Origin of the sequence: Sulfuritalea sp. (assembly GCF_031426875.1) — a bacterium.
In the GTDB taxonomy this organism is placed as follows: domain Bacteria; phylum Pseudomonadota; class Gammaproteobacteria; order Burkholderiales; family Rhodocyclaceae; genus Sulfuritalea.
Genome location: NZ_JASJPC010000008.1, coordinates 168,423 through 194,057 on the forward strand (window position 1 = coordinate 168,423; position 25,635 = coordinate 194,057).

The following is a 25,635-nucleotide window of genomic DNA, read 5'->3' on the forward strand; positions in this document are numbered from 1 at the left end:
TCTCCTCACACTTTCTCGATGTTGACCAGGAACGCCTTGTATTCCGGCGTCTGGCAATTGGCGTCGCCGACGAAAGGCGTCAGCGTGTTGGTGATGAAGCCCGGCTTGGTAACCCCCTTGAAGCCCCAGTGGATAGGAATGCCGACGGTATGGATCTTCTTGCCGTCGACGTCGAGCGTCTTGATCCGCTTGGTGACCACCGCCACGGCCTTGATGAAGCCGCGGTTGCTGCGCACCTTGACCTTGTCGCCGGTGGCGATGCCCTTCTCCTGCGCCAGTTGCTCGCTGATCTCGACGAATTGGTCGGGTTGCAGCACGGCGTTGATCCGGGAGTGCTTGGTCCAGAAGTGGAAGTGCTCGACCAGGCGATAGGTGGTGGCCACATAAGGGAAGTCCTTGGCCTTGCCGAAGGTTTCCATGTCGCCCTTGAACACCCGCGCCGCCGGATTGCTGGTGGCTTTCGGATTGCCGGGATGGAAGGGGTTCTTGTCCAGCGGCGTTTCGAAGGGCTCGTAATGCTCGGGGAAGGGACCGTCGGCCATGGCCGGCGCGAACAGCCGCGCCACGCCTTCCGGCGTCATGATGAAGGGCATCACGTTCTCGTCGGGCGCCGCGTCGGGCCGCATGTCGGGCACGTCGTTGCCGCCCCAGGCGGTGCCGGTCCACTTGATCACGGTGCGCTTCGGATCCCAGGGCTTGCCGGAAAGGTCGCAACTGGCGCGGTTGTAGATGATGCGCCGGTTGGCCGGCCAGGCGAAGCCCCAGTTCAGCGTCTGCCCCAGTCCCGAAGGATCGGAGTTGTCGCGCCGTGCCGTGAGGTTGCCCGCCTGCGACCAGCAGCCGCTGTAGATCCAGTTGCCGCAGGAGGTGGAACCGTCGTCGCGCAACTGCGCGAAGCCGGCCACCTGGTCGCCGGCCTTGACGATGACCTTGGTCTTGTCCTTCGGATCGAAGACGTCGCCCAGCGCCTTGCCGGAGATTTCCATGAGGAGCTCTGCCGACGACGGCTTGGCCGGGATGCGGTAGGGCCAGGTCAGGTTGAGAATCGGCTCGGGCAGCTTGCCGCCGTCCTTGGCATACATCGCCTTGAGCTTGAGGAACAGCGCGGCCAGAATCTCGATGTCGCCTTTCGATTCGCCGGGACCGTCGGCGGCCTTCCAGTGCCACTGGATGACGCGGCCGGAATTGGTGAAGCTGGCGGTCTCCTCGGCGAAGAGGTTGGCCGGCAGGCGGAACACCTCGGTCTGGACCTTGCTCGGATCGACCTCGTTGAACTCGCCATGCGGCTTCCAGAACTCCGAGGTGTCGGTGGCCAGCGGATCGATGATGACCAGGAACTTGAGCTTGGCCAGCGCATCGCCCACCTTCTTCTTGTTCGCCACCGATGCCAGCGGGTTGAAACCCTGGCAGAAGAAGCCGTTCATCTTGCCCTGGTGCATGCGCTCGAAGATCGCCAGCACGTCATAGGCGGCATCCTTCTTCGGCAGCCAGTCGTAGCCGTAGTCGTTCTTGTCGGTTGCCGCCGCCCCGTACCAGGCCTTCTGCAGACTGGTAAACCACTTCGGGAAGTTCTGCGGGAAGTTCATCTGGTTCGGCCGCAGCGCCTTCGGCGTGCGCTTCTCCAGATAGGTCTTGCGATCGACATCGGCGTCGGTCGGCGCCGACAGGTAGCCCGGCAGCACTTCCGAGTAGAGGCACATGTCGGTGATGCCCTGCACGTTGGCGTGCCCGCGCAGCGCATTGATGCCACCGCCGGCCATGCCCATGTTGCCGAGCAGCAGCTGGATCAGGGCCATGGTGCGAATGTTCTGCGAGCCGACCGAATGCTCGGTCCAGCCCAGCGCATAACAGATCGTCATGGTCTTGTCGGGCACCGAGGTCTCGGCCATCATTTCGCAGATCTTGAGGAAGGCATCCTGCGGCGTGCCGGTGGTCTTGCTCACCAGTTCCGGCGTGTAGCGGCTGTAGTGCTTCTTCATCAGCTGGAACACGCAGTTCGGGTCCTGCAGGGTCGGATCGACCATGGCAAAGCCGTCCTTGCCCATCTGGTACTTCCAGGTGTCCTTGCCGTAGCTGCGTTTTTCGGCGTTGTAGCCGGAGAACAGGCCGTCGTCGAACTTGAAGCCTTCGTCGATCAGGAATGCGGCGTTGGTGTAGTTCTTGACGTATTCGTGATGGATCTTGTCCTTCGACAGCAGGTAGTTGATGACGCCGCCGAGGAAGGCAATATCGGAACCGGCGCGAATCGGCGCATAGAAATCAGAAACGGAGGCCGAGCGCGTGAAGCGTGGATCGACCACGATCAGCTTGGCCTTGCGGTCCTTCTTCGCTTCGATGACCCATTTGAAACCACAGGGATGCGCTTCGGCGGCATTGCCGCCCATGACGATCACCAGGTCTGAATTCTTCAGATCGACCCAGTGATTGGTCATTGCACCACGCCCAAATGTCGGACCCAGACTGGATACCGTGGGGGCGTGTCAAATACGTGCTTGCGTGTCGAGTGCGACGACTCCGAGGTTGCGCAGGATCTTGGACGTCAGGTAACCGGCTTCGTTGCCGGCGGCCGACGAGGCGAGGAAACCCGTGGTGTTCCAGCGGTTGACCGTGACGCCGTCGGCGTTCTTCTCGATCAGGTTGGCGTCGCGATCCTTCTTGACGTGGGTCGCGATGCGGTTGATGGCATCGTCCCAGGAGATGCGCTTCCACTCGCTGCTGCCGGCTTCGCGCACTTCGGGGTACTTGAGCCGGTTGGGGCTCTTGACCATGTCCATCAGACCCGCGCCTTTCGGGCACAGCGTGCCGCGATTGACGGGATTATCCGGATCGCCCTCGATATGGATGATGTCCGCCTTCGCGTTCTTGGACTTGTCGCCCGTGGTGTAGATCAGGACCCCGCAACTGACCGAGCAGTAGGGGCACATATTGCGGGTTTCCGTGGCGTGGGCCAGCTTGTAGCTGCGCACCTCCGCCAGGGCCGATGTTGGCGAGAATCCCATCAGTGCGATGGAAGACCCGCTCAGACCGGCGCCGCAGACCTTGAAGAACTGCCGCCGTGAGACTTGCATTTTTTGACTCCTCCTTGTTTGTATGCCAGCGGTCAACCAACGCAATTAACGCGCCAATTCATCACTATTCGAAAGCTCAAACACTTACCGCGTTGCAGCAATCACGACTGGACAAAATGTCCACGCCATATCGGGACAAGTGGGACAATTTGTCGCGCCGACAAAGCTTGATTGCCAAGCCACGTCGAATTGACGATGATTGGCGACATACAAAATTAAATCCAGCGAGGAGACAAGTTTGAGTTCCGTTCCTGCGGTCGCGACGGCTGAGCTTTCGCCATGGCAGCACCAGTCGGTGCTGGTGGTCGACGACGAACCGGGCATGGTCAGCTTTCTGCACCGTTCGCTGACCCGGCGCTGCGGCTGGGTGGCCACCGCCGGCAGCGTCGAGGAAGCGGCGGAACTGCTGAGCCGGCGTCACTTCGACCTGATCGTGCTCGACATCGCGCTGCCCGGCCGCTCGGGCGTCGAGTGGCTGCACCAGTTGCGCGACCAGGGCTTTGCCGGCGACGTGGTGCTGATGACGGCCTATGCCGATCTCGAAACCGCGATCGACGCCTTGCGCGCCGGCGCCGCCGACTTCCTGCTCAAGCCCTTCTCCGTGGCGCAGATGCTGAACGCGGTGAAGCGCTGCTTCGAGCGCTCCTCGTTGCGGCGCGAGAACTTCGTGCTGCGCCGCGAACTGGATCAGCGCGACGACAGCGTCGAGGGCATGGTCGGCCAGTCGGGGGCCATCCGCGATGTCTGCGCCCGCATCAAGCGCATCGCGCCGACCCCGTCGACGGTGTTGATCCATGGCGAATCCGGGACCGGCAAGGAACTCGCCGCGCGCGCCCTGCACCGCATGAGCCTGCGCGGCAGCGGGAAGAATGCCGGTCCCTTCGTGCCGATCAACTGCGCCGCAATCGCCGAGGAACTGATCGAGTCCGAGCTGTTCGGCCACGTCAAGGGCGCATTCACCGGCGCCGCCGCCGGCCGCGAAGGCCTGTTCTATTACGCCCGTGGCGGCACGCTGTTTCTCGACGAAGTTTCCGAACTGCCGCTGACGCTGCAGGCCAAGCTGCTGCGCGTGCTGGAGGAGCACAAGGTGCGCCCGGTGGGCTCGGAACAGGAAGTGCCGGTGGATGTGCGCGTCGTCGCCGCGACCAACCGCGACCTGCTGGGCGAGGTCGCCGCCGGACGCTTCCGCCGCGACCTGTACTACCGGCTGCAGGTGGTCGAGGTGCTGATGCCACCCCTGCGCGACCGTCTCGACGACCTGCCCGACCTGGTCCATTATTTCATCGGGCAGTTGTCGGCACGCCTTGGCGTATCCGAATTCACCTGCGATGCCGCAGTGATCGCGCGCCTGCGACGCTACAACTGGCCGGGTAATGTGCGCGAACTGAAGAACCTGGTCGAACGCTCGCTGATACTTGGCTACTGCGCCGACGATTTTGTGCCCGATGAAGAGGCAGGCGCCGTTACCTGGCCGCGAAGCGGCATCCCAGGTACGCAAAGCGACGTGGCGCCATCCGCGGGGGATGCCGTCTCCGGCTACCCCGAAGGCATCACTTCCGACGCCGGCGGCGAGGACTCGCTGGCCGCCATCGAACGCCGCCACATCCTCGGCGTGCTGGAAACCTGCAAGGGCAACAAGTCCGAGGCGGCACGGCGGCTCGGGGTTTCGCGCAAGACGCTCGAGCGCAAGTGCGCGGCGTGGGGAGTCTAGGAATTCTCGCCAGGCTGGGCGCGCGCTTCCGCGGTTCGCTGCGCTTCAAGCTGCTGGCGCTGGGACTGGGGCCGCTCCTGGTCGCCGTGCCGATCCTGATCGGCATCCTCGCCGGCTGGGGCGCGGTGTATTACGACCGGCTGCTGATTACCAAGGTGCAGAGCGACCTGGCCGTCGCCCACGGTTATTTCCGGCAGGTCAAGGACGTTCTCGACCGTCGCGTCGAGGCCCTTGCCGGTTCGGAGAGGCTTGCCCGCGCCTTGCGCGAGCGGTCGAGTCCCGCGGCGCTGGGCGAGCTGTTGCGCGAGATGCGACGCCAGCTCGGGATCGATTTCCTGATCCTGCTCGACGGCGAGGGACGCGTGCGCGCCGCCAGCAGCGGCCCGACGCCGGGCAGCCGCTACGGCGATTGGCCGATCCTGCGCCGCGCACTGTCAGGCCACGCCGAAGCCGAGGTGGATATATTCAATGCCGCCCAGCTTGCCGAAATTGACCCGGGGTTGACCGCCAAGGCGCACACGCCGCTGATCGCCACCCGCAATGCACGGGCGACGCAACGCACGGAGGAGACCAGCGGCATGGTGATGCACGCCGCCGCGCCGGTTGCCGTTGCTACCCGCGACGGCAGCGTCGGCACCGGTGTGCTGGTCGGCGGCCTGCTGCTCAACAAGAATCTCGACTTCGTCGACCGCATCAACGATATCGTTTATCCGGAAGGCGCCCTGCCGCTCGGCAGCATCGGCACCGCAACCCTGTTTCTCGACGATGTGCGGATCGCCACCAACGTCCGCCTGTTCGAGAACGTGCGCGCCATCGGCACCCGCGTCTCGGCAGCCGTGCGCAACACGGTGCTCGACCAGGGGCGCACCTGGCTGGACCGCGCCTTCGTGGTCAACGACTGGTATGTTTCTGCCTACGAACCGATCGTCGACAGTGGCGGCAAGCGGGTCGGCATGCTCTATGTCGGTTTCCTCGAGGCGCCGTTCCAGCATGCGCGGTGGCTGGCGCTGGCGGCGGTGGCGCTGCTGTTCGTGCTCACCGTGACGGTGGCCGCGTTCGTCTCGCTGCGCCTGGCGCGGCACGTCTCGCAACCGGTGGGGCGCATGCACGGCACCATGAGCGCCATCGAGGCGGGCCGGATCGAGGCGCGGGTCGGCGCCCATCCGCCGGATATCGACGAGGCGGACGAACTGGCCGAGCTGGCCGCGCACTTCGACCGCCTGCTCGACCGGCTCGAAGCCCAGACGGACGCGCTGCAACGCTGGGGCCACGAACTCGACGGCAAGGTGGCCGAACGCACCGCGGAACTCGCGGCCGCCAACCAGACGCTGCGCTCGGCTCAGCAGCGTCTGGTCATGTCGGAAAAGCTGGCCGCCATCGGCCAGCTCGCTGCCGGCGTGGCGCACGAGATCAACAATCCGGTGGCGGTGATCCAGGGCAATCTGGACGTGCTGCGCGAAACCCTGGGCGCCGCCGCCGAACCGGCACTCGCCGAGATACGCCTGATCCAGGACCAGGTGTTCCGCATCCGCCTGATCGTGACCAAGCTGCTGCAGTTCGCCCGGCCGGCGGAATACGCCGGCTATCTGGAACCGGTGCGCCTCGATCAGGTGGTGCAGGACAGCCTGGTCCTGGTGGCGCACCAGTTGAAGAAGACCTGCGTCGAAGTGGTGCAGGTGACGCCGGCGACGCGGCCGGTGACGATCAACCGCAACGAATTGCAGCAGGTGCTGATCAACCTCATCGTCAATGCCCTGCAGGCCATGCCCGGGGGCGGCACCTTGCTGCTGACCACCGGCGACCGCGAGGAAAACGGCATCCCGGGCGGCTATGTCGCCGTTGCCGACAGCGGCCCGGGCATTGCCCCCGAAATCCGCGAGCGCCTGTTCGATCCCTTTTTCACCACCAAGACCAGCGACGGCACCGGCCTCGGCCTGTGGGTCAGCCAGGGCCTGGTGCAGCGCTATGGCGGCCGCATCGAGGTTGCCAGCCCGCGAAGCGGTAGCCCTGGCATGCAAAGCACCAGCCCGCGTAGCGGAATTCCCGGCACGCAAAGCGATAGCCCGCCGGCCGGCGGCTCGGTGTTTACCGTGTGGCTGCCGAATGAAGCCCAGGCCGCCTAGCCGCCCGTGGGGTTGAAACGCTTCTCGATTTCCGCTGCCGGGATATAGCCGCCGACGCGTTCGCCGCTGGCAAAGAAAATCGCCGGCGTGCCGTTGATGCGCAGCTTGCCGCCGAGCTGGGCGGATTTGTCGAGGCCGGCGGTATTGCACTTGGCCGGTGCGGCAGGCGGCGCCTTGCCGGCCGTCATCCAGTCGACCCAGGCTTTCGCCTTGTCCGGCGCGCACCAGATCGCCTTCGACTTCTCGTAGGAATCGTCGCCCAGCACCGGCAGCAGGAAGGTATAGACGGTCACGTCCTTCAGCGTCATGAGGTCTTTCGCCAGCTTCTTGCAATAGCCGCAGTTCGGGTCCTCGAAAGTGACCATGACGTTCTTGCCCGAACCGCGCACCTGCTTGACCGCCAACTCCAGGGGCAGGGCGTTGAACTGGCGCTCCGCCGTGATGTTCCTGCCGGTCTTCATGTCCAGCAGATTGCCGAAAATCAGGTAGGTGGCCTTGTCGTCGGCGTAGAAGATCTGGCCGTCTACCGTCACTTCCCAGATCCCCGCCATGGGCGCCTTGACGATTTTTTCGACCTTGCCCAGCTTGGCTTCGACGGCCTTCTTGACGTCGGCCTCGTCAGCGAAGGCGGCGAGGGACACACAGGCCAGGGTGGCGGCCAGCAAAGATAGTTTCATGAGTTCTCCAGGGAAATTCGGGACGCCCTTGCTTCAGGACGCGAGCGCATAGCGGACCAGCAGGTTCTTTACGACCGGCAATGTATTGGTGAGGTTCAATCCGAAATTGCGCAGACGCCTCAGTGAGCCCGCAGCGGGCCCGAATAGGTCGTGCAGGCTGTCGGTCAGCGTCTGCAAAGTCACCACTTCCTCCTTGCGCGCCCGCTCGTAGCCGCGCAGCAGGGCCAGGTCGCCGCAATCCACATGGCCGGGCTTGTCGCACAGCACGCCGGCCAGGACCTGCGCATCCTGGAAGCCCAGGTTGATGCCGTGGCCGGACAGCGGATGTATCGTGTGCGCCGCATCGCCGATCAGTGCCAGGCGCGGCGCCACGGACCGCGGCGCGCGCATCAGGCGCAAGGGAAAGCCGGCCGCCGGCGTCAGCAGTTCCAGCGCGCCCAGGCGCTGCCCGCCCGCTTCGGCAACGCGGGCGCACAGCGCAGCGGGTTCGAGCGCCAGCAGTTCGCGCCCAGGGTCTTGCGCGGCCGACCAGACCATCGATATGCGATTGCCCGGCAAGGGCAGCCAGGCCAGCACCCCGTCCTGGCGGAACCACTGGAAGGCCGTGTCGCGGTGCGGCAGTTCGGTAGCGAAGTTGGCCACCACGCCGAGCTGGTCGTAAGGGTCGAAACGCACGTCGATGCCCGCCGCGGCGCGGGTCCAGGAATCGGCGCCGTCGGCCGCCACGACCAGTCGCGCCGCAAGGCTGCGGCCGTCGGCAAGGGTCAGTTGCGCCGCCTCGGCGCCTATCGTCAGGGCTTGCGGGCGCGCCGGGCAGAGCAGGGTCAGATTGCCCTGGCGCTTGACGGTCTCCCACAGCTCGCGCTGCATCAGCGAGGATTCGAGGATCCAGGCCAGCTCCGAGACGCCGCTGCCATAAGCCGTGAAATCCAGCCGGCCGCCGGCATCGCCGTGTATCTCCATGGCCCGCACGGCTTCCATGCGCTCCGCCGCCAGATGGCGCCAGGCACCCAATTCATCGAGGAAGCGCGCGTTGGCCGGACTGATGGCATAGATGCGCGTATCCCAGTCTTCCGCAAACACCGGCGCCCGCCCTTCGACCAGCGCCACCGACAGGGACGAGCGGCGCAAGGCCGCCGCCAGCGCCAGCCCCGCCAGCCCCCCACCCACAATCACGATATCGAAATTCATGACGCAATTGTCGCCTACCGGCGCTTGTCTTGACAAGGCAAGCCTGCGGCGAGGATAATTCCGCCCCTTTGCACGGTGATGTAGCTCAGTCGGTTAGAGCATCGGATTCATAATCCGGGGGTCGGTGGTTCAAGTCCACTCATCACCACCAGTATTCAAACGGCTCCCAGCGATGGGGGCCGTTTTCGTTGGTGGGATCGTAGCCTCCGAACACCGAGTCCAGTCGCGCAGCTGTCAAAGCCAGATGATGTTGTAAGCGCGCGCTTACACTGGTCGGAAGCTCCAAGAGCGGTTCTTGGTCTTTCGATCAGTTCAACCGCCCCGACTCCCTCGTGGTTCCGGGTGATCCATCAGTTGCCGTCATTTCGTCAATCCTGTCCGCTTGGGGGCTCTTAGTCGGCTGAAATACTCGGAGCGCTGGTGCAGCACCCGGACAATCTTGACCTCCCGCGCCCTGGACACATAGACCAGCGTGTAGGGGAAGCGCGTCATGACGCATTCTCGGGTTCCCGTCCGGATGCCCGGTCGAAACTTCAGGTCGAGGGCGGCGATCTTCTCGGCTTCGTTCAGGATGGCGTCCACCGCCCGGTCGGCGACCGTCTCGCCAGCTTCTTCCAGATAGTAGGCTTCGATGGCCTCAATGTCCCGGCGCGCCCTTGCCGCGTAGTCAAGCCGCTTTTTTGTCACGACGGGCAGATCGGCGCTTCGCAAAGTGTCCCCGGACATCCTGGGCGGAGTGGGTGCGCCCGGCCTCGATGTCGGCCAGGCCCTCGTTGATGTTCTTCACCGCGTACTCGCAATAGTCGAGTCCATCGCGGATAACGAAGCGCAGCATGGATTCAGGCGTCCGTCCCGCCGCCTGAGCGAGCTTTTCGATGCGGCGCGAAAGTTGTGCGGATAGCGCTAGCGATGCGGTAGGCATGAAGATTTCCCCGTCCCAATAAATCAGCTTGGATGATAGCCCGCAGCCTGCGGGGTGTCCATTCTGCAAGCCATTGACGCGGCGCGGTTGCAGACTTGGCTTCATAATCCGGGGGTCGGTGGTTCAAGTCCACTCATCACCACCAGCTTTCAAACGGCTCCCAGCGATGGGGGCCGCTTTTGTTTTTCCGAGGTCTTTGCGCCCGGCCTGTTTCCTGTGGCGCGGCTCGACGATGCCCATGTTGGGCGCCGGCTCGCCGACACTGCGCGGCGCTGTTCGCAGCGCTGCTGCACATCCCGCTGCTGCACATTGCTGTAGGCCACCCACCAGTCACGCTCGTCCTGGGTCCGGTAACTGCCGCGGCACAGCCCTTTTTCCGGATCGAGTTCGCAAACCTCGACGCATGGCGAGCGCACCGGCGGCGGAGCAATAAAGTTGTTCATCGGGTCGCTTCACAGCAACACGCAGCCCGGCCGCATGCGGCCACGACAAACGCAACATAGGAAAAACACGGCGCGGAATCGGATCTGCGCGCCATGCGCGGGCTTACTTCTTGGGCGCCTTCATCTTGCGGCAGCCAATCTGCCTGGCCTTGTCGTTGGCGAAGTATTCGAGTCCCATGGCGCAGCCCAAGGGCTTTGCCGGGGCCATTGCGCCCTTGCCGCCCTTGCAGGAGAAATCGCCGGCCTTGCCCATGCGGCCGACCATCCTGTAGCCCTGCGGACAGGTCGGGGCCGCGGCGGCGGCGGCCGGCCCCGGTTCGACCACCAGCTTGGCCGTTGCCGTGCCGACACAGGGGAAATGGGTAGTGATGCGCTTGCCTTCGGCCTTGATGCTGTAGCTGCCCGCCTTGGCATAGGTCTTGGAAATGCTGACGGGAAATTTGCCTTCCTTGCCGTCGATCTTGACGTTGCGCGATTCGCTGCCGTCATCGAAATGCACCACCATGCCGCAGAAGGCAGGCGCCTCGCCTTCGGCCGCGATGGTGATTTTCACTTCCTGCCCGGCGCGGGCCGGATTCGGTTCGACCTTTACCATGCCGATGCCGCTCTGCTGCGCGAATGCCAGCGTCGACGCCATGCCCAGAACAAGACTCAGTTTGTATTTCATTTGCACTCCCCTTCGCCTGTCAATCACATTAATCTAGCTCATTTTCCCGGAACAGGAAATTCGCATGAAGGCATTCCGCATTATCGGCATCGCACTGGGTCTGGCTCTGGCCCTGCTCGCGGTGGGGGTCGGCGTGCTGTACGCCCTGTTCGACGGCGAAAGGATCAAGGGCGAAATCAGCCGCGTGGTGCTGGAGCAGTCGCAACGCAGGCTGGACATCGCCGGCAAACTCGAACTCTCGGTGTGGCCGGATGTCGGCATCAGGCTCGGGCGCCTCAGTCTGTCGGAGCCCGGCGGCAAGGAGGAATTCCTCGCACTCGAATCGGCGCGCGTGGCCGTGGCCGTGATGCCGCTGCTGTCGCAGCAGGTGCAGGTGCGACGGATCGAAGTCGATGGCCTCCAGGCGACGCTGGTCAAGCGCAAGGATGGCACGCTGAACATCGACGACCTGACGGGCAGCAAGACCAAGAAGCCGAAAGTTGGCGCTGGCGACACGCCGAGCGCGCCGCTGCAGATCGACATCGCCGGCATCAAGCTGGCCAATGCGCAATTCACCTGGCGCGACGAGAAGAGCGGCAGCGCCACGACTCTGTCCAGGCTCGATCTCGGCACCGGGCGCGTGCAGGCCGACAGCGGCAGGCAGACCCTGTCGGTCGATGCGCTGGCGCTGGCCGCCAAGGGCAAGAGCGGCGGCGATGCCTTCGAGCTGAAACTCGATGCGCCGAAGCTCGCTATATCGCCCGACAAGGCCGGCGGCGAAACGCTGAGCCTCAGCGCGACGCTGGCCGGCAGCGGCCGCAGCGTCGCGGCAAAGCTGGTGCTGTCGAACGTCGAAGGCAATGCCAAGGCGCTGAAGATCGGCAAGCTGGCGCTCGATCTCGATGCGAAGTCGGGCGAGACGACGGTCAAGGCCCACCTCGATTCCCCGGTGGCGGCCAACGTGGCGGCGCAGACCGTGGCGCTGGAAAAGCTCGGCGGCAGCATCGACCTGGCCAATCCGCAGCTGCCGATGAAGCAGCTCAAGCTGCCCCTGTCGGGCAGCCTGCGCGCCGATCTGGCAAAGCAGAGCGCCACGCTTGATCTGGGCACCCGCTTCGACGAATCGACCATCGCGCTGATGCTCAACGTGGCGAAGTTCACGCCGCCGGCAATCGTCTTCGACCTCGGCATCGACCAGCTCAACGTGGACAAGTACCTGCCGCCCAAGGCCGCCGAGGACAAGACCGCCTTGGGCGGCAAGCTGGATTTCTCCGCCCTCAAGGGTCACGACGTCAAGGGCAGCATCCGCATCGGCGCGCTGCAGGTGTCGAAGCTGAAGCTGGCCAAGCTGAATGCGAAGCTCAGGCTCGCCGACGGACGATTGGACATCGCGCCGCTGAGCCTGAATCTCTACGAAGGCACGGCCAGCGGCAGCCTGTCGCTGAATGCGGCAGGCAATCAAGTCGGCCTCAAGCAGCACCTGGCGGGCATCAGCATCAACCCGCTGATGAAGGATCTGGCCGACAAGGATTTGCTGGAAGGTCGCGGCAACGTCGCGCTCGACGTCGCCAGCCGCGGCGACAGCGTCACGGCGATGAAGCAGGCGCTGGGCGGCACCGCCTCGGTGAACCTCAAGGATGGCGCGATCAAGGGCATCAACCTGGCGCAAACCCTGCGCGACCTCCAGGGCAAGCTCGGCGCCGCATCCGGCAAGGACTCGACGCAGCAGGCAAAAGCCGGCGACAAGACCGACTTCTCGGAACTCGCCGCCTCGCTGAAAATCACCAGCGGCGTCGCCCACAATGAAGACCTGGCGATGAAGTCGCCTTTCCTGCGGCTCTCCGGAGCGGGCGACATCGACATCGGCGGCGGACGCATGAACTACCTGGCCAAGGCCAGCGTGGTCGCCAGCAGCGCCGGCCAGGGCGGGCAGGGCCTCGACCAGTTGAAGGGACTCACCGTGCCGGTGCGCGTCGCCGGCCCTTTCGAGAAGCTCTCCTACACGCTCGAACTCGGCAGCCTGGCCGCCGACGCGGCCAAGGCCAAGGTCGAAGAGAAGAAGGAAGAAATCAAGACAAAGATCGAGGACAAGGCCCGGGACAAGCTCAAGGGTCTGTTCGGCCGATGAGTCCAAGGCGAAGCGGCGCGGCGTCAACCAGAACGGCATTGGCTTGCCGACCGACGGCGGCGGCGACCCGACGGCGTCGGGCAAGGCCCAGCATGCCCGACAGCGTGTTGCCGCTACGTAGATTCCGCAGTTTGTCGCGTAATTCACGGATCAACAAGGCGGCTTGTCTTTGAGAGTATCGGTCCGCTGGTGGCCGCAGCCATACCTGCGTTGCGGTTTGCCGATACGAGCGATGAAATCTGCGCCCTGTTGCGGGGATGATCGGGTAGGTGCACACATACATGCGAGGCAAGGACTTGGCTGAGAACCCGCCGTTCATCCCGGATACGCCGAGTGTCGCGACAACCTCATCGCCTGTGGCGGCGACGCCTGCGTTCCCAGGTCCGGCGCAGAGACGCCAATGCCCAGAGCAGTGAATTGTGGAAAGCAATGCGTCCAATAGCGCCGCAGCAGGAGCGACGAAGGCCTTGAAATTGAATTCCCTCGGTCTTTCCTCGATCGGCGCGAAACTTACCCTGGCGATCTGTTCGGTGATCGCGCTGGGCTTCGGCTCGATCGTGTTTTTCTACGCCAAGCAGCAGGAAAAGAACATCCTGCTGCAAAACGAGCGAGCGTTCCAGCAAGTCCTCAACAGCGTCAGCGAAGGATTGCAGACGGTCATGATCACCGGCTCGGCGGACGTCGCCGAACTCTATGCGGACAAGCTGAAGGGTATCAAGGATGTCGACGATTTCCGCATCGTGCGCACCAACGGTCTCGAGGCATTCCGCGACAACGAAACCATCCACAAGGTCAACCAGCATCGCGGCGAGGCCGACTTCGAACCAAGGCCGACCGAGCACGAGCACCGCGTTTTCGCCGCTGACGACGCCAACCTGGTACGGGCGATCAGCACCCAGCGCTTCGTCTATTACTATCATCAGCAGCACGGCCTGGAGCACCTGACCTTCCTGCTGCCGATCAAGAACGTCAAGAAGTGCCACCGCTGCCACGGCAAGGAACGCGAAGTGCTCGGCGTGCTCGAGTTCCGCTCCGCGCTGGACACCGTGCGGGAACAGGTGCGGCAAACCTGGATGCAGTCGCTGCTGGTCCTCGCGATGGCCCTCGCTGCGGTGCTGGTGGTGGCCACGGTGGTGCTGCGGCGCTACATCGTACGCCCGATCGAGGTCGTCTCGCTGGCGATGGCGAAGGTCGCTGCCGGCGATCTGAACCAGAACATTCCGGTCATTGGCCGCGACGAGCTATCGCTGATGGCGCTGTCCTTCAACAAGATGACCGGCGAACTGCGCGACAGTTATGCCGGATTCAATTCCGAGCACAACAAGCTGGAAACCATACTCATGGGCACCGACGAGGGAATTGTCGTCACCGACGGTTCCGGCGCTGTGGTGCTGGTCAACCCGGCGGCGGAAATCCTGCTCGACAAACCTGCCGCCCGCATCGTCGAGGAGGGTTTCCTGCGCCTGCTGGACGACCCGCAGCGCATGGAATGCTCGCTGGAACACGCGGGCATCGCCGGCACCAACGATGTCTTCCTCTACCACCAGCGTTTCCTCGCCGTCTATGCCTCGACCCTCAAGCGCACCGACGGGCGCATGCTCGGCCATGCCGCCATCATTCGCGACATGACCAAGGAAAAACGCCTGGAACAGTTGCTGCGGGAGCTGTCGAACACCGACGCGCTGACCGGCCTGGCGAACCGGCGCGCGCTCGATGAAACCCTGGCGCGGGAATTCGCCCTGGCCCACGAGCAGGGACGTGAACTGGCCGTGCTGATGTTCGACGTCGATCACTTCAAGAAATTCAACGACAGCCATGGCCACGACCAGGGCGACCGGGTACTCAAGGCTTTTGCCGTCACCACGCGTTCCTACGTCCGCGAGGTGCTCGATACCGTGTGCCGCTACGGTGGCGAGGAATTCATGGTGATCGCCCGGGAGACTTCGCAGGAGGGAGCCGTCATCCTGGCCGAGCGCATCCGGGAGGGCATCGAAGCCATGGTGGTCGATGGCCTGCGCGTGACGACCAGCATCGGCGTTGCCGGCATCCGCGAAACCGGCGCCGGCACGCCCGGCGAACTGATCGAACGCGCCGACGCTGCGCTTTACGAAGCCAAACGCAGCGGACGCAACCGCGTCACCGCGGCGGCCCGCGGAGGTGCCGCATGATCCACTTCAGGCGCATCGGCCACCGCCTGCTCGCCTCGGTGGGCGGCATCGTGATCCTCGGCATCGTCGCGATCGCCCTCACCTATGCGATACGGCAGGAAGCCTCGTCCCTGCAGCAGGCCGAAAATGCGCTGGGCAAGGTGACCGACAGCGTCGCCGAAGGCCTGGCTGCGATCATGCTGGGCGGTCATGCCAAGGCGGCGCCGGATTTCGCCAGCCGCCTCAAGAATGTGCCGAATGTCGTCGACTATCGCATCATCCGCATCGACGGCACGCAGGCTTTTGTCGACAACGCCACGGTGGAACAGGTCAACGCTCGCTTGGGCGAATTCGAGTTCACCGGCCGCAAGGGCGAACCGGCGCCGGTCCGCGCCGTATCCAGCATCGACCCGGCCCTGGAACGCATGCGGCAAACCGGCGAACGCGTGTTCTCCTACCATACCCAGCCCGGCGGCGAACGCCTGGTCACGGTGTTCAGCCCGATACACGCCGGACTTTCCTGCAAGAAGTGCCATGGTGCCGAGGCCGCCCTGCGCGGCGCCATCACGCTCACCGTTTCGATGAAGGAGATCGACGACGACGTCGAGCACACCTGGCGCCTGTCGATCCTGGTGATCATCGGGGCACTTGCCGGGATCATCACGCTGATCTACTGGTTCGCCCACCGTACCGTGGTTTCCCAGATCGTCGAGTTCCTGAAGGCCATGGAAACCGCCGCGGTCGGCGACAATTCGGTGCGGCTGAAGGCCACCAGCCGTGACGAAATAGGCCGCATGGCCCGTTCCTTCAATCACATGAACGAAGAGCTGCTGCAGATCTACGGCAACCTCAAGGAGGAACGTGCCAAGCTCAATACCGTGATTCATGGCGCCAGTTCCGGGATCGTGGTCACCGATGCGCTGCAGCATGTGGTACTGGTCAACCGCGCTGCGGAAAACATCATCGGCAGAAGCGAGCAGGCAATCATCGAAGGCGGTTTCCTGCATCTTTTCGACGATTCCGCATGGATGGAGGCGCGTATCCAGAACGAAGGGGGAGAAGCCTCCTCGCCCCTGCTCGAATGGAATGGCAAGATCCTGTCGGTCCAGGCATCGACCATACGCCACGAAGGCGGCACGATCATCGGTTCGGCTGCGCTGATACGCGACATTACCGAGGAAAAGCGCCTGGAGGCCAGGCTGAAGGAACAGTCGATCACCGACGCCTTGACCGACCTGCATAACCGGCGCCATTTCGACGAGGTGCTGGTTACCGAATACAAGCGCTGGAAGCGCTATGCCCAGCCGCTGTCGGTGATGATGATCGACGTCGATCATTTCAAGAAATTCAACGATACGCATGGCCACGACTGCGGCGACCGCGTGCTCAGCGCGATCGGCGCGGTGCTCAAGACACTGGCAGCACCCTCGTTGATTCCCTGCCGCTATGGCGGCGAGGAAATGCTCATCGTCATGCCCGGAGTTGTCGAGGAACGGGGAGTGCAGCTTGCCGAAACGGTTCGCCAGCGGATTTCAGAGCTGGTGATAGACGGGCTGAAGGTCACCGTCAGTATCGGCGTCGCCGGCGTGCCGGGACATGAAGTGGAAAATGGCGACGCGCTCGTCAAGCTGGCCGACGACGCGCTTTACGATGCCAAGGAAGGTGGCCGCAACCAGGTGCGCCGCGCCGGCCCGCGATCGGCAGGCTATCTCGGCGCCGATACCCAATAAACGGCGCCTTCAGCGCCAGCGGTAGTAGTAGCTTGCGCCGATGAAGCTGGTGTCCTGCAGATTCGGCTGGCTCACCGTCGTTCCGTCGCTGTAGGTGTAGCCCGCCCAGCTCCAGTCGTTGGTCTTGCGGCGATCGTAGATGAATGTGGCGCGCAGCCCGGAATCCCGCTCGATGGCATAGTCGGCGAACAGCTTGAGCGACAACTGCCTGTAGAAATAGGCAGGCAGTGCGGTCGGGCTGAAGGTGTCGGTTGCGGTCCCGGCATTGCCAAGTCGTGCCATGCCGTGCTCGGCCGTATCGGTCGAACTGCTGAGATCCGCGCCGACTTCGAGATAGGCTCTGGGCTTGCCCTTCAGGCTGAGCCCCCAGGCCGTGGTGCCGTTGCGGATATCCGCCTCCCAGATCACGCCCTTGGCGTTGGCCACGGCCGAGGCGTAGTCCGTATGCGTCGTCTGGTTGGCGGTCGTGCGTTCGGCCGAGACCCAGCCGCTGAATTTCCATTTTTCGCTGATTGCATAGGTGGCGTCGCCGGACGCAAATATCCCGGTGCCCGTGCGCGGCCCAAGCGCACGGCCGCCGTAGCGGTCGGCCGAGACGTCGCCGATGAACTGTACGGACCACCGCTCGTCGGGAATCCAGTCGGCCGTCAGCCGCAACTTGTCGCGCTGGCGGTCGGCCCAGATCAGCGGATTGACCAGGTTGGTCGGTGCCGCCGCGGTTCCCGCATAGCTGTCATTGACGTAGTCCGATCCGCCCCGGTCGCTGCGCACGTAAGACACCGCGCCATTGAGCGTTTCCGAAAGACTGCGCTTGAGTTCGAGTCGCGCCAGGGTCTCATCGGTTTTCTCGCGGAAGGCAACGCGCCGGTACTGCACCGGGACATTGCGTGCGATCTGTTCCTGCTCCACGGTGGCGACCAGGCGGTAGCCGTCGTCGAGCTGGTAACCCGCCTCGACCATGCCTTTGAGCTGCTTCTGCGAGCGCGGCACGTTGAATCCGGTGAATCCGGCACTGGCCAGGCCGGGCGCGGCGGACGGCGCAGCAACCTGGCTGGGCAGATACAGGGCGGTCGGCGTCTGGTCATCGCGATCTTCATAGCGGATGTTCGCAGTAAGGCCGAGCCGGTCGAGCGGCCGCAGCGACAGATCGGCGAACGCCAAAGTGGTCACCAGGCGTCCGTCGAGCGACGCCTTGCCGGGCGCGTTGGCAATGCCGAAAACGCTGTCCTGCCGTGCCAGGGTGTGGGAAAACCTGAAGCTCGTGCGGGTGCTGTCGTCGATGTTGTAACCGCCGGAAAGAGCCAACTGATGCGCGTCGTTTGACGGCGGCAGCGCGAGCGTCGTGATGCCGGTGCCGCCGCCAGGGCTCACGGCCAACAACTGTTTTCTGTTCTCGAAGGACGAGCCGCTGTAGCCGCCGGACAGCTGAAGTTTCTTGTCGGCGTATCCAACCAGGACTTCCCACTGGCGAATTGTCCGGTCGATCGGTTCGGTAAGGAACTCTTGTGTGACCCCGCCGCCGCGTCCGTACATGCGGTCGCCGCGCTTCTCGTCCTGTTTGAAACTGACGCGGACATTGAACCCGCCGATGATGAATTTCCGTGCGCCGAGCGCGAAGGACTCGTGTTCCAACTTGAGGTTGACGTCGCGCTTGGGCGCCGCGGCGCTGACGGTTTCGGCGCTGGTGCCGATGCCGCCCAGACCGGTGCGGACTATCCAGGGTTCGTTGCGCGTCAAACGGCCGGATCCGAGAAAATAGCTCCAGTCGCCCTGACGCTCGTGATCGAAGCGAATTTCGCGATTTTCGTTACCGAGCTTGCTGCCCTTGAGCTTGAGCCAGGTGCCGGTCGCGTCGTCGCGTTTGATCAGGTCGAGGTTGAACAGGCCATAGGCGCCGTCGGAATTGAAGCCGCTGAACTGGCCGAAGCGCCGGCTTTCGCCGGAGACCAGGGCAACGCCGGCTTCGATGCGGCTGTCGGGAGTCGCCAGATCATGCCGGATCGCGTCGGAGACGGCGGCGACTTCGGCCGCCGATTGCGCAAACGCGGGACCGAAAGCCGCCAGCAGGGCAGCGGCCAGCGTCGACCGGCGAAACATCGATGGATGGTTTTTCGACATTCGCCTCTCCTAGCGCCGATCCACGCGGGAACCGGCGCTATTGGCCGGATTGCTGCCGCCGTGCAGGTTGGTATGGCAGTTCATGCAGCCGCGTCCCTGGGTCAAGCTGCTGGCGCCGACCGCATTGGTGGTCGCGCCGTTGAGGCCGGGGAAATTGCCGCGATGATTGGCCGGCTCGTGACATTGCTGGCACAGAAAGGGCATGCGCATTTTCAACAGGCTGGCGGCGACCGTGCCATGCGGGTTATGGCACAACGAACAATCCTGGCGGACCGCGGGGTGGCTCCAGAGGAAGGGGCCGCGATAGTCCATGTGGCAGGTGTAGCAGGTCTCGTTGACGCTGTCCTTGACCATCAGCTTCGGCCCGGCTGAACCGTGCGGATTGTGGCAATCGACGCAAACCATCTTGCCTTCGGGTACCGGGTGATGGTTCGGCCGCGCGAACTGGGCGCGCTTTTCCTTGTGACAGGACATGCACATGTCGGCGACTTTCTCCCGGGTCGTCGCCGGGTCGTGGGCTACGTGCATCTGATGGCAGCCACTGCAGGCCAGGTCGCGGCGCGAGTGGGTGCTGCCCCCCCAATGCATCAGCTTGTCGCCTTCGTGGCACGCCAGACAGGCCTTGTTGTGGGGCTTCGGGTCGCCCGCGGCATTCTTGCCGAAGGGGCGTTCGGGCAAGGGACGTTCGGTGCCCACCTGCTTCAGGTGGGTTTCGCTTTCGCCGTGGCAGGTCACGCAGGTCGGCGTGCGGGAATCGGCGACCGTGCCGTGCTTGGTACGGCCGATCGGGAGCACCGGGTAGTTTTCGATCTCGCCGTCGCTGACATCGTTGTGACAGCGGGTGCAACGGGCATCGCCGACCCTGAGGATGTCCTTGGCGTCACTCTTCTTGCCTGAGGATGCCGCCATGGCGGCCAGCGGCAAGGCGAGCAGGAGCGCCAAAAACCAGCGGGAAGAAAGCCGTATCGCACGCGCGCGGACCAGGCCCGCAGCACTCGCCCGGAGGATAGATGCGCTCACCGCGAGAGTATCCAGCGCAGCAGGTTGAGGATTTCCTCTTTCTTCTTCGACTTCACGATCTGGTGATCCTCCTCTTCGCCGTCGATCTTCACCTTGGGCGCGGTTGTGACATGCGTGAAAAGCGTTTTTTCTGCATCGGGTTTGCCGCGGTATTTCTTGGCGACTTCCCGATAGGGCGGACCTTCCTTCTTCACGTCGACCGAATGACACTTGAGGCAGTTGCTCTTCTTCGCCAGTTCAAGCGCCGCCTCCTCGTCGACCGCCGCCCGTGCCGCGCCAGGCAGGGTCAGGGCAACGCACGCCAGGAAGGTGCAAAAGCCGCCCGTCCGCCTCTTACTTTCGCGATAGGGCGGCAAGAATAACATTACCAAAATCATGGTCAACTCAGTATTTACCGTATCGCTTGGCGTCGGCAGATTCTCGCCCAGGCCGGGCGCGCCGGGCCGCGGTGGCGCCTCAGCCACGATACTATTCCAGCTTATCGGCACGCTCGGCAGAATGTTAAGGACAGGAATTGATCTTGGCGGCAGCAAAATCGAAATCATCGCCCTTGGCGATGAAGGCGAGGAGTTGTTGCGCGAACGCGTGGCCACGCCCCAGGGCGATTACATGGCGACACTGAGGGCCGTCGCCGATCTCGTCGTCGCGGCGGAATCGAGAGTTGGCGCTGGCGGTGCGGCGGCGAGTGTAGGCATCGGCATCCCCGGTGCGGAATCGCGCGTGAGCGGTCTGATCAAGAACGCCAACTCGACCTGTTTGATCGGCAAGCCGCTCAGGCACGACCTGCAGCAACTGCTGGCGCGCGAGGTGCGCATCGCCAACGACGCCAACTGCTTTGCCTTGTCTGAAGCCGTCGACGGCGCGGGCGTCGGCGCCCGGGTGGTGTTCGGCGTGATCCTCGGCACCGGCGTCGGCGGCGGCATCGTCATCGACGGCAAGCTGCTGACGGGAGCCAACGCCATCGCCGGCGAGTGGGGCCATAACCCCTTGCCCGGGGAACACCACCAGGACAGCTGCTATTGCGGAAGGCGCGGCTGCATCGAGCTCTACCTCTCCGGCCCGGGCCTGGCCCGCGATCATCGCCGCTCGGCGGGAGAAATCGCGGGCGACGACATGTCGCCGGAAGCCATCGTCCAGCGCGCAGCCGCCGGCGATGCGCAATGCGAAGCCACGCTGCAGCGCTACGAGGCGCGTCTGGCGAAGGCCCTGGCGACGGTGATCAACATCCTCGATCCGGATGTCATCGTGCTGGGCGGCGGCCTGTCGAACATCGACCGCCTGTATTCGAATGTGCCGCGCCTGTGGGGGCAGCACGTCTTTTCCGATCAAGTCGCGACCAGGCTGCTCAAACATCGCCACGGCGATTCCTCCGGCGTGCGCGGCGCGGCCTGGCTATGGCCCTGAATCCGCCCGTCCTGATCGACGGCCTGTATGCCGGTCAGGTAGCCCTGCTCGCCGGCGACAGCCGCAGCAGCGCGATCGTCAAGAGCGCCGTGGCCGGCCGCCGCCAGCTGAGCGCTGACGGCCTGGCCGGCGATACCCAGGCCGATCGCCGGGTGCATGGCGGCGGCGGCAAGGCTTTGCACCAGTTTCCCGCCGAACACCATGCGCGCCTGGCGGCAGCCTTTCCCGCGGCGCAGAATCTCGCGCCGGGCGGCCTCGGCGAAAACCTTTCGACGCGCGGCATGACCGAGGAGCAGGTCTGCATCGGCGACGTGTTTCGCCTTGGCGGCGCGCGCATCCAGGTTTCGCAGCCGCGCACGCCGTGCTGGAAGATCGATCGGCGCACGGCCTGCGAGGGCGTGGCGGCCTACATCGCCGAGCACGGCCTGGCCGGCTGGTACTACCGCGTGCTGGCGGCGGGCGGGGTCGCGGCCGGCGACCGGCTGGAACACATCGAGCGCCCGGCCGATGCCGTGACCCTGGCGGAATTCTGGCGCGTCGCCGGCGCGCCGCGGCCGTCGATAGCCGCGCTGCTGCGGCTGGCTTATGCCAGCGGCCTGGACCCGCAGTGGACCGGCAGACTGACCCAACGCGCGGAATGGCTGCGCAACAACGGAAACGCAACATGAATCTCTGGCTACGCATTTTCCTGCCCTTCGCCGCGGGCTATTACTTTTCCTACTTCCTGCGCAACGTCAATGCCGTGATCGCGCCGGAGCTGACGCGCGAACTGGGCGTCTCGGCGGCCGACCTGGGGCTGCTGACCAGCGCCTACCTGCTTGCCTTCGGCGCCGTGCAGCTGCCGCTGGGTCTCGCCCTCGACCGCTACGGCGCGCGCCGCGTCGAGGCCGCGCTGCTGCTGATCGCCGCCACCGGCTGCGCATTGTTCGCCGCGGGCAGCTCGCTGACCGAACTGGCGTTCGCGCGGGCGCTGATCGGGCTCGGCGTCTCGGCCTGCCTGATGGCCTCGTTCAAGGCCTTCAGCCAGTGGTTCGGCCTCGAACGCCAGGCCTCGCTCAATGCCGCGATCATGGCCGCGGGCGGCCTCGGCGCCTTGACCGCATCGACGCCGCTGTCCTGGGCGATTCCCCAGCTCGGCTGGCGCACCGTCTTCGTTGCGCTGGCGGTGGCCGGCGTAGCCGCCGCGGCGGGAATTTTCAGCACCCCGGAGAAGCCGGGCCACGCCCATTCCGAGCCGCTGCGCAGCCAGCTCGCCGGGCTCGGCGCGGTGCTCGCCAGCCGCGCCTTCTGGCGCTACGCGCCGCAATCGACGCTGATCATCGGCGGCTTCCTGGCCTTGCAGGGGCTGTGGGCGGTGCCCTGGCTGATGAACTTCGCCGGCCTGCCGCGCGAGGCGGCCGCCCACCATCTGCTGCTGATGGGCGGCGGCATGCTGGTCGGTTTTCTCGGCATCGCCTTCGGCGTCGCGCCGCTGGCCCGGCGCGGCCTCCAGCCCCTGCGGCTGTTGCAGGGCGGCATGGGCATAGGCTTGCTCGCGACCTTGCTGATCGTGCTCGGTACCGCGCCGGGTGAACCGCTGTGGTTCATTTTCGGCCTGGTGTTTTCGGTCGGCAACCTCGCCTACGCGCTGCTGCAGGCGCACTTCAGCCCGGCGCTGGCCGGACGCGTCAACACTGCGCTGAACCTGATGGTGTTCGTCGGCGCCTTCGCCATCCAGTGGGGTTTCGGCGCCATGGTGGATCTCCTGCAGGCCGCCGGCTACACCATGCGCGCGGCCTATCAGATGAGCTTCGGCGGCCTGCTGGCGGTGCAGGTGGCCAGCTGGCTGTGGTTTCTCAGGAAAAGCTAGAACTCCAGCGGATCCACGTCCAGATGCCAGCGCAGGCCGGCCGGCATCTTCAGCGCATAGAGAACTTCCATCCACGCCGCGAGGAAGGCCTGCAGGGCCGGGCGGCTCAGCGATTCGACCAGCAGCTGGCCGCGTTCGAGGGTCATCAGGCGTTGCAGGCGCATCGGCACCGGGTCGTAGAGCGTGACCCCGGCGGCCAGCGCTACGGCGGCACTGCGTGCGGCGGCGAGAAAGTCCAGCGCCTGCTCCATGGTCCGCGCCTCCGCGCGCAACATGGCCTGGAAGCTGAAGGGCGGGAAACCGGCGATACGCCGTTCGTCGAGTTGCGTGCGGGCGAAGCGCACGTAGTCGTGTTCGACCAGCGCCTGGTACAGCGGATGGTCGGGATATTCGGTCTGGATCAGCACTTCGCCGGGCAGCGCGGCGCGCCCGCTGCGGCCGCCGACCTGCATGAGCTGGGCGAACAGACGCTCCGGCGCGCGGAAGTCGGCGGCGAACAACGCAGCATCGGCGCCGACCGCGCCGACCAGGGTCAGCAGCGGAAAGTCGTGGCCCTTGGCCAGCATCTGGGTGCCGACCAGGATGTCGGCCTCACCGGCGTGGATGGTCGCGAGCAGCGCCTGCCATTTCTTCGGCGTGCTCGCCGAATCGCGGTCGATGCGCAGCACCCGCGCCTCGGGGAAGCGCTCGACCAGCATGGTTTCGAGGCGTTGCGTGCCGCGCCCGAAGGGCAGCAGATCGACGTTGCCGCAATCGGGGCAGGCGCGCGGCACCCGCGTCTCGAAGCCGCAGTGGTGACAGCGCAGGCGCCCGTCCGCCAGATGCAGCACCAGGTTGGCGGCGCAGCGCTGGCAGCGCGAGATCCAGCCGCAGGGCGGGCAGGCCAGCACCGGTGCATAGCCGCGCCGGTTGAGGAACACCAGGCTTTGTTCGCCGCGCTCCAGGCGTAGTTGCAGGCCGGCCAGCAGCGCGGCGGAGAGGCCTTCCTGCAGCTTCTCGCGCCGCGTGTCGATGATGCGCACCACGGGCATCGCCTCGGCCACGGCGCGCTCGGGCAGTTCCAGCATCTGGTAGCGACCCGTCCCACCGCCGGTGGGCCGCGCCCCGAAGGAAATCCCCTTGGTGGACCCCAAGGCGGGACCGTCCAATGACCCGGAGCCACTGCGCGGCGCACCGATGTCACCCCCCGGTGCGGGGGGGGCGGGCCTTGGGCTGGCGTGATGGAAGGTTTCCAGCGAAGGCGTGGCGGAACCGAGCACGATGGGTATATTCAATTGATGCGCGCGCCATATCGCGACATCGCGCGCCGAGTAGCGCAGGCCTTCCTGCTGCTTGAAGGAGGCGTCGTGTTCCTCATCGACGACGATCAGTTGCAGGCGCGGCAGCGGCATGAAGACGGCCAACCGGGTGCCGAGCACGATCTGGGCGCGCCCCGTCAGCGCCTCGATGAAGCCGCGGGCGCGCGCCGCATCGGCCATGCCGCTGTTGGCGCAGACGATGTGGGCGCCGGGGAAGCGCGCCGCGACGCGGCCTTCGAGCTGGGGGGTGAGCGCGATCTCCGGCACCAGCATCAGCGCCTGGCCGCCCCTGGCCAGCACGGCGTCGATCGCGCGCAGATAGACCTCGGTCTTGCCGCTGCCGGTGACGCCGTGCAGCAAGAGGGTGTGGAAGCCGTCAACGCCGGCTATCGCCTCGACCGCCGCCTGCTGCGCCGGCAGGAGCGGCGGCAGGGCGTCGACAGTTGGCGCTGGCGCTACGGCGGCGTCCGCTGCCGGCTTCCTGATGCGGGGCAGTTTGCCGCGCCGCAGCATCGGCGGCAGGGCGAAGGACGTCACTTCGCCCAGCGGCGTTTGATAGTAGCGCGCGCAAAATTCGCAAAGCGCCAGCCATTCGGCAGGCAAGGCCGGCATGTCGCGCAGGATCGCCGTCACGCTTTTCAACTTGCCATCGGGATGTTCACTGGCGGCCGCGATCGCGACAATCACTCCGGTCCGCGAAGCCTTGCCAAAGGGCACGGTCACCCTCCGGCCGATATCGCTTTCGTCAGAATCCGGCGCGAGATAATCGAAAAGCCGCGGCAGGGGCAAATCGAGAGCGACGCGGACTATGTTCATGTCTGCTCAGATGCTTGGCCGACAATGCTCGACAAAATCTCTGCATGGGCACTCAACGCTTTGCTGCAAAAGGGAAAATGGCTTACCCACAAATTCTGTGGATAACTTTGTGGGTAAGCAGCCGGTGAAACGTCTAAGTGGCCGTCCGACAAGGCGATTCCCATCTCTGTGCAATATTTGAACAAAATATTTTTATTTATAAACAACGTGTTACGCGAACAGATCAGGGAGTGGCGGGGCCGCTGCGGAAACTACGGGGTCTGGCGGATTTCTGTGAATAAGTCAACGCCTTGGGGCATTTTTCTGCCCCCTCCGCAAGCCTTGTCGGACGGCCTTTTTCGCGG

The 25,635-nt window shown here is 64.8% G+C and carries 19 protein-coding genes and 1 tRNA gene; 9 read left to right on the top strand and 11 right to left on the bottom strand.

Going from position 1 to position 25,635, the window contains the following annotated elements:
* Positions 1 to 5: 5 nt before the first annotated feature.
* A complete protein-coding gene (gene fdnG / locus RMO95_RS04425) occupies positions 6 to 3,068 on the bottom strand; it encodes a formate dehydrogenase-N subunit alpha (protein ID WP_310449379.1) in 3,063 nt (1,020 codons plus the stop codon).
* A gap of 238 nt (positions 3,069 to 3,306) precedes the next feature.
* Here fdnG and RMO95_RS04430 point away from each other — a divergent pair, with 238 nt between their 5' ends.
* Positions 3,307 to 4,779: a sigma-54 dependent transcriptional regulator gene (locus RMO95_RS04430; protein WP_310449380.1), complete on the top strand. Its 1,473-nt coding sequence runs from the start codon at positions 3,307 to 3,309 to the stop codon at positions 4,777 to 4,779.
* Positions 4,767 to 6,902 (top strand): cache domain-containing protein, encoded by a 2,136-nt coding sequence (locus tag RMO95_RS04435; RefSeq protein WP_310449381.1) that lies wholly within the window; start codon positions 4,767 to 4,769, stop codon positions 6,900 to 6,902. Before RMO95_RS04430 ends, RMO95_RS04435 begins: the two co-directional genes overlap by 13 nt.
* On the opposite strand, the gene RMO95_RS04440 is transcribed toward RMO95_RS04435, so the two are convergent.
* Positions 6,899 to 7,579: a DsbC family protein gene (locus RMO95_RS04440; protein ID WP_310449382.1), complete on the bottom strand. Its 681-nt coding sequence runs from the start codon at positions 7,577 to 7,579 to the stop codon at positions 6,899 to 6,901. The two genes, RMO95_RS04435 and RMO95_RS04440, sit on opposite strands and share 4 nt — an antisense overlap.
* A gap of 33 nt (positions 7,580 to 7,612) precedes the next feature.
* On the bottom strand, positions 7,613 to 8,770 hold the full coding sequence (locus tag RMO95_RS04445) for a UbiH/UbiF family hydroxylase (protein WP_310449383.1): 1,158 nt from the start codon (positions 8,768 to 8,770) through the stop codon (positions 7,613 to 7,615).
* Between the two features lie 74 nt (positions 8,771 to 8,844).
* Between RMO95_RS04445 and RMO95_RS04450 the strand changes: the two genes are divergently transcribed.
* Positions 8,845 to 8,921: transfer RNA gene (locus RMO95_RS04450), tRNA-Met, on the top strand.
* Positions 8,922 to 9,130: 209 nt separating this feature from the next.
* Here RMO95_RS04450 and RMO95_RS04455 read toward each other — a convergent pair.
* The 4 genes from RMO95_RS04455 to RMO95_RS04470 all read right to left on the bottom strand — a co-directional run bounded on the left by RMO95_RS04455 (position 9,131) and on the right by RMO95_RS04470 (position 10,802).
* Complete coding sequence (locus RMO95_RS04455; protein ID WP_310449384.1) at positions 9,131 to 9,457, bottom strand: type II toxin-antitoxin system RelE/ParE family toxin; 327 nt, start codon at positions 9,455 to 9,457, stop codon at positions 9,131 to 9,133.
* Complete coding sequence (locus RMO95_RS04460) at positions 9,438 to 9,692, bottom strand: hypothetical protein (protein WP_310449385.1); 255 nt, start codon at positions 9,690 to 9,692, stop codon at positions 9,438 to 9,440. Before RMO95_RS04460 ends, RMO95_RS04455 begins: the two co-directional genes overlap by 20 nt.
* Before the next feature lie 149 nt (positions 9,693 to 9,841).
* Positions 9,842 to 10,135: a DUF1289 domain-containing protein gene (locus tag RMO95_RS04465; RefSeq protein WP_310449386.1), complete on the bottom strand. Its 294-nt coding sequence runs from the start codon at positions 10,133 to 10,135 to the stop codon at positions 9,842 to 9,844.
* 103 nt (positions 10,136 to 10,238) lie between these two features.
* Positions 10,239 to 10,802 carry a hypothetical protein gene (locus RMO95_RS04470; RefSeq protein ID WP_310449387.1) on the bottom strand — a complete coding sequence of 188 codons (564 nt, stop codon included), beginning with the start codon at positions 10,800 to 10,802 and terminating at the stop codon, positions 10,239 to 10,241.
* Positions 10,803 to 10,866: 64 nt separating this feature from the next.
* Between RMO95_RS04470 and RMO95_RS04475 the strand changes: the two genes are divergently transcribed.
* The 3 genes from RMO95_RS04475 to RMO95_RS04485 all read left to right on the top strand — a co-directional run bounded on the left by RMO95_RS04475 (position 10,867) and on the right by RMO95_RS04485 (position 16,786).
* Complete coding sequence (locus RMO95_RS04475; RefSeq protein WP_310449388.1) at positions 10,867 to 12,909, top strand: AsmA family protein; 2,043 nt, start codon at positions 10,867 to 10,869, stop codon at positions 12,907 to 12,909.
* 467 nt (positions 12,910 to 13,376) lie between these two features.
* Positions 13,377 to 15,077, top strand: a complete 1,701-nt coding sequence (locus RMO95_RS04480; RefSeq protein WP_310449389.1) for a diguanylate cyclase — start codon at positions 13,377 to 13,379, stop codon at positions 15,075 to 15,077.
* Positions 15,074 to 16,786, top strand: a complete 1,713-nt coding sequence (locus RMO95_RS04485) for a diguanylate cyclase (RefSeq protein WP_310449390.1) — start codon at positions 15,074 to 15,076, stop codon at positions 16,784 to 16,786. Before RMO95_RS04480 ends, RMO95_RS04485 begins: the two co-directional genes overlap by 4 nt.
* Before the next feature lie 9 nt (positions 16,787 to 16,795).
* Here the strand turns inward: RMO95_RS04485 and RMO95_RS04490 are convergent, their stop codons facing one another.
* From RMO95_RS04490 to RMO95_RS04500, 3 genes are read right to left on the bottom strand one after another with little or no spacing between them, the layout of a single operon-like run.
* Positions 16,796 to 18,904 (bottom strand): MtrB/PioB family decaheme-associated outer membrane protein, encoded by a 2,109-nt coding sequence (locus RMO95_RS04490; RefSeq protein ID WP_310449391.1) that lies wholly within the window; start codon positions 18,902 to 18,904, stop codon positions 16,796 to 16,798.
* Between the two features lie 9 nt (positions 18,905 to 18,913).
* Positions 18,914 to 19,924, bottom strand: coding sequence for a DmsE family decaheme c-type cytochrome (locus RMO95_RS04495; RefSeq protein ID WP_310449392.1), 1,011 nt, complete (start codon positions 19,922 to 19,924; stop codon positions 18,914 to 18,916).
* A complete protein-coding gene (locus RMO95_RS04500; protein ID WP_310449393.1) occupies positions 19,921 to 20,469 on the bottom strand; it encodes a c-type cytochrome in 549 nt (182 codons plus the stop codon). Before RMO95_RS04500 ends, RMO95_RS04495 begins: the two co-directional genes overlap by 4 nt.
* On the opposite strand from RMO95_RS04500, the gene RMO95_RS04505 reads away from it, so the two are divergent.
* From RMO95_RS04505 to RMO95_RS04515, 3 genes are read left to right on the top strand one after another with little or no spacing between them, the layout of a single operon-like run.
* Positions 20,423 to 21,328 carry an ROK family protein gene (locus RMO95_RS04505; protein ID WP_310449394.1) on the top strand — a complete coding sequence of 302 codons (906 nt, stop codon included), beginning with the start codon at positions 20,423 to 20,425 and terminating at the stop codon, positions 21,326 to 21,328. The genes RMO95_RS04500 and RMO95_RS04505 overlap by 47 nt on opposite strands.
* Complete coding sequence (locus RMO95_RS04510) at positions 21,319 to 21,996, top strand: MOSC domain-containing protein (RefSeq protein ID WP_310449395.1); 678 nt, start codon at positions 21,319 to 21,321, stop codon at positions 21,994 to 21,996. Before RMO95_RS04505 ends, RMO95_RS04510 begins: the two co-directional genes overlap by 10 nt.
* Positions 21,993 to 23,177, top strand: coding sequence for an MFS transporter (locus tag RMO95_RS04515; RefSeq protein WP_310449396.1), 1,185 nt, complete (start codon positions 21,993 to 21,995; stop codon positions 23,175 to 23,177). Before RMO95_RS04510 ends, RMO95_RS04515 begins: the two co-directional genes overlap by 4 nt.
* On the opposite strand, the gene priA is transcribed toward RMO95_RS04515, so the two are convergent.
* Positions 23,174 to 25,291: a primosomal protein N' gene (gene priA, locus RMO95_RS04520; RefSeq protein WP_310449397.1), complete on the bottom strand. Its 2,118-nt coding sequence runs from the start codon at positions 25,289 to 25,291 to the stop codon at positions 23,174 to 23,176. The two genes, RMO95_RS04515 and priA, sit on opposite strands and share 4 nt — an antisense overlap.
* Between the last annotated feature and the right edge of the window lie 344 nt (positions 25,292 to 25,635).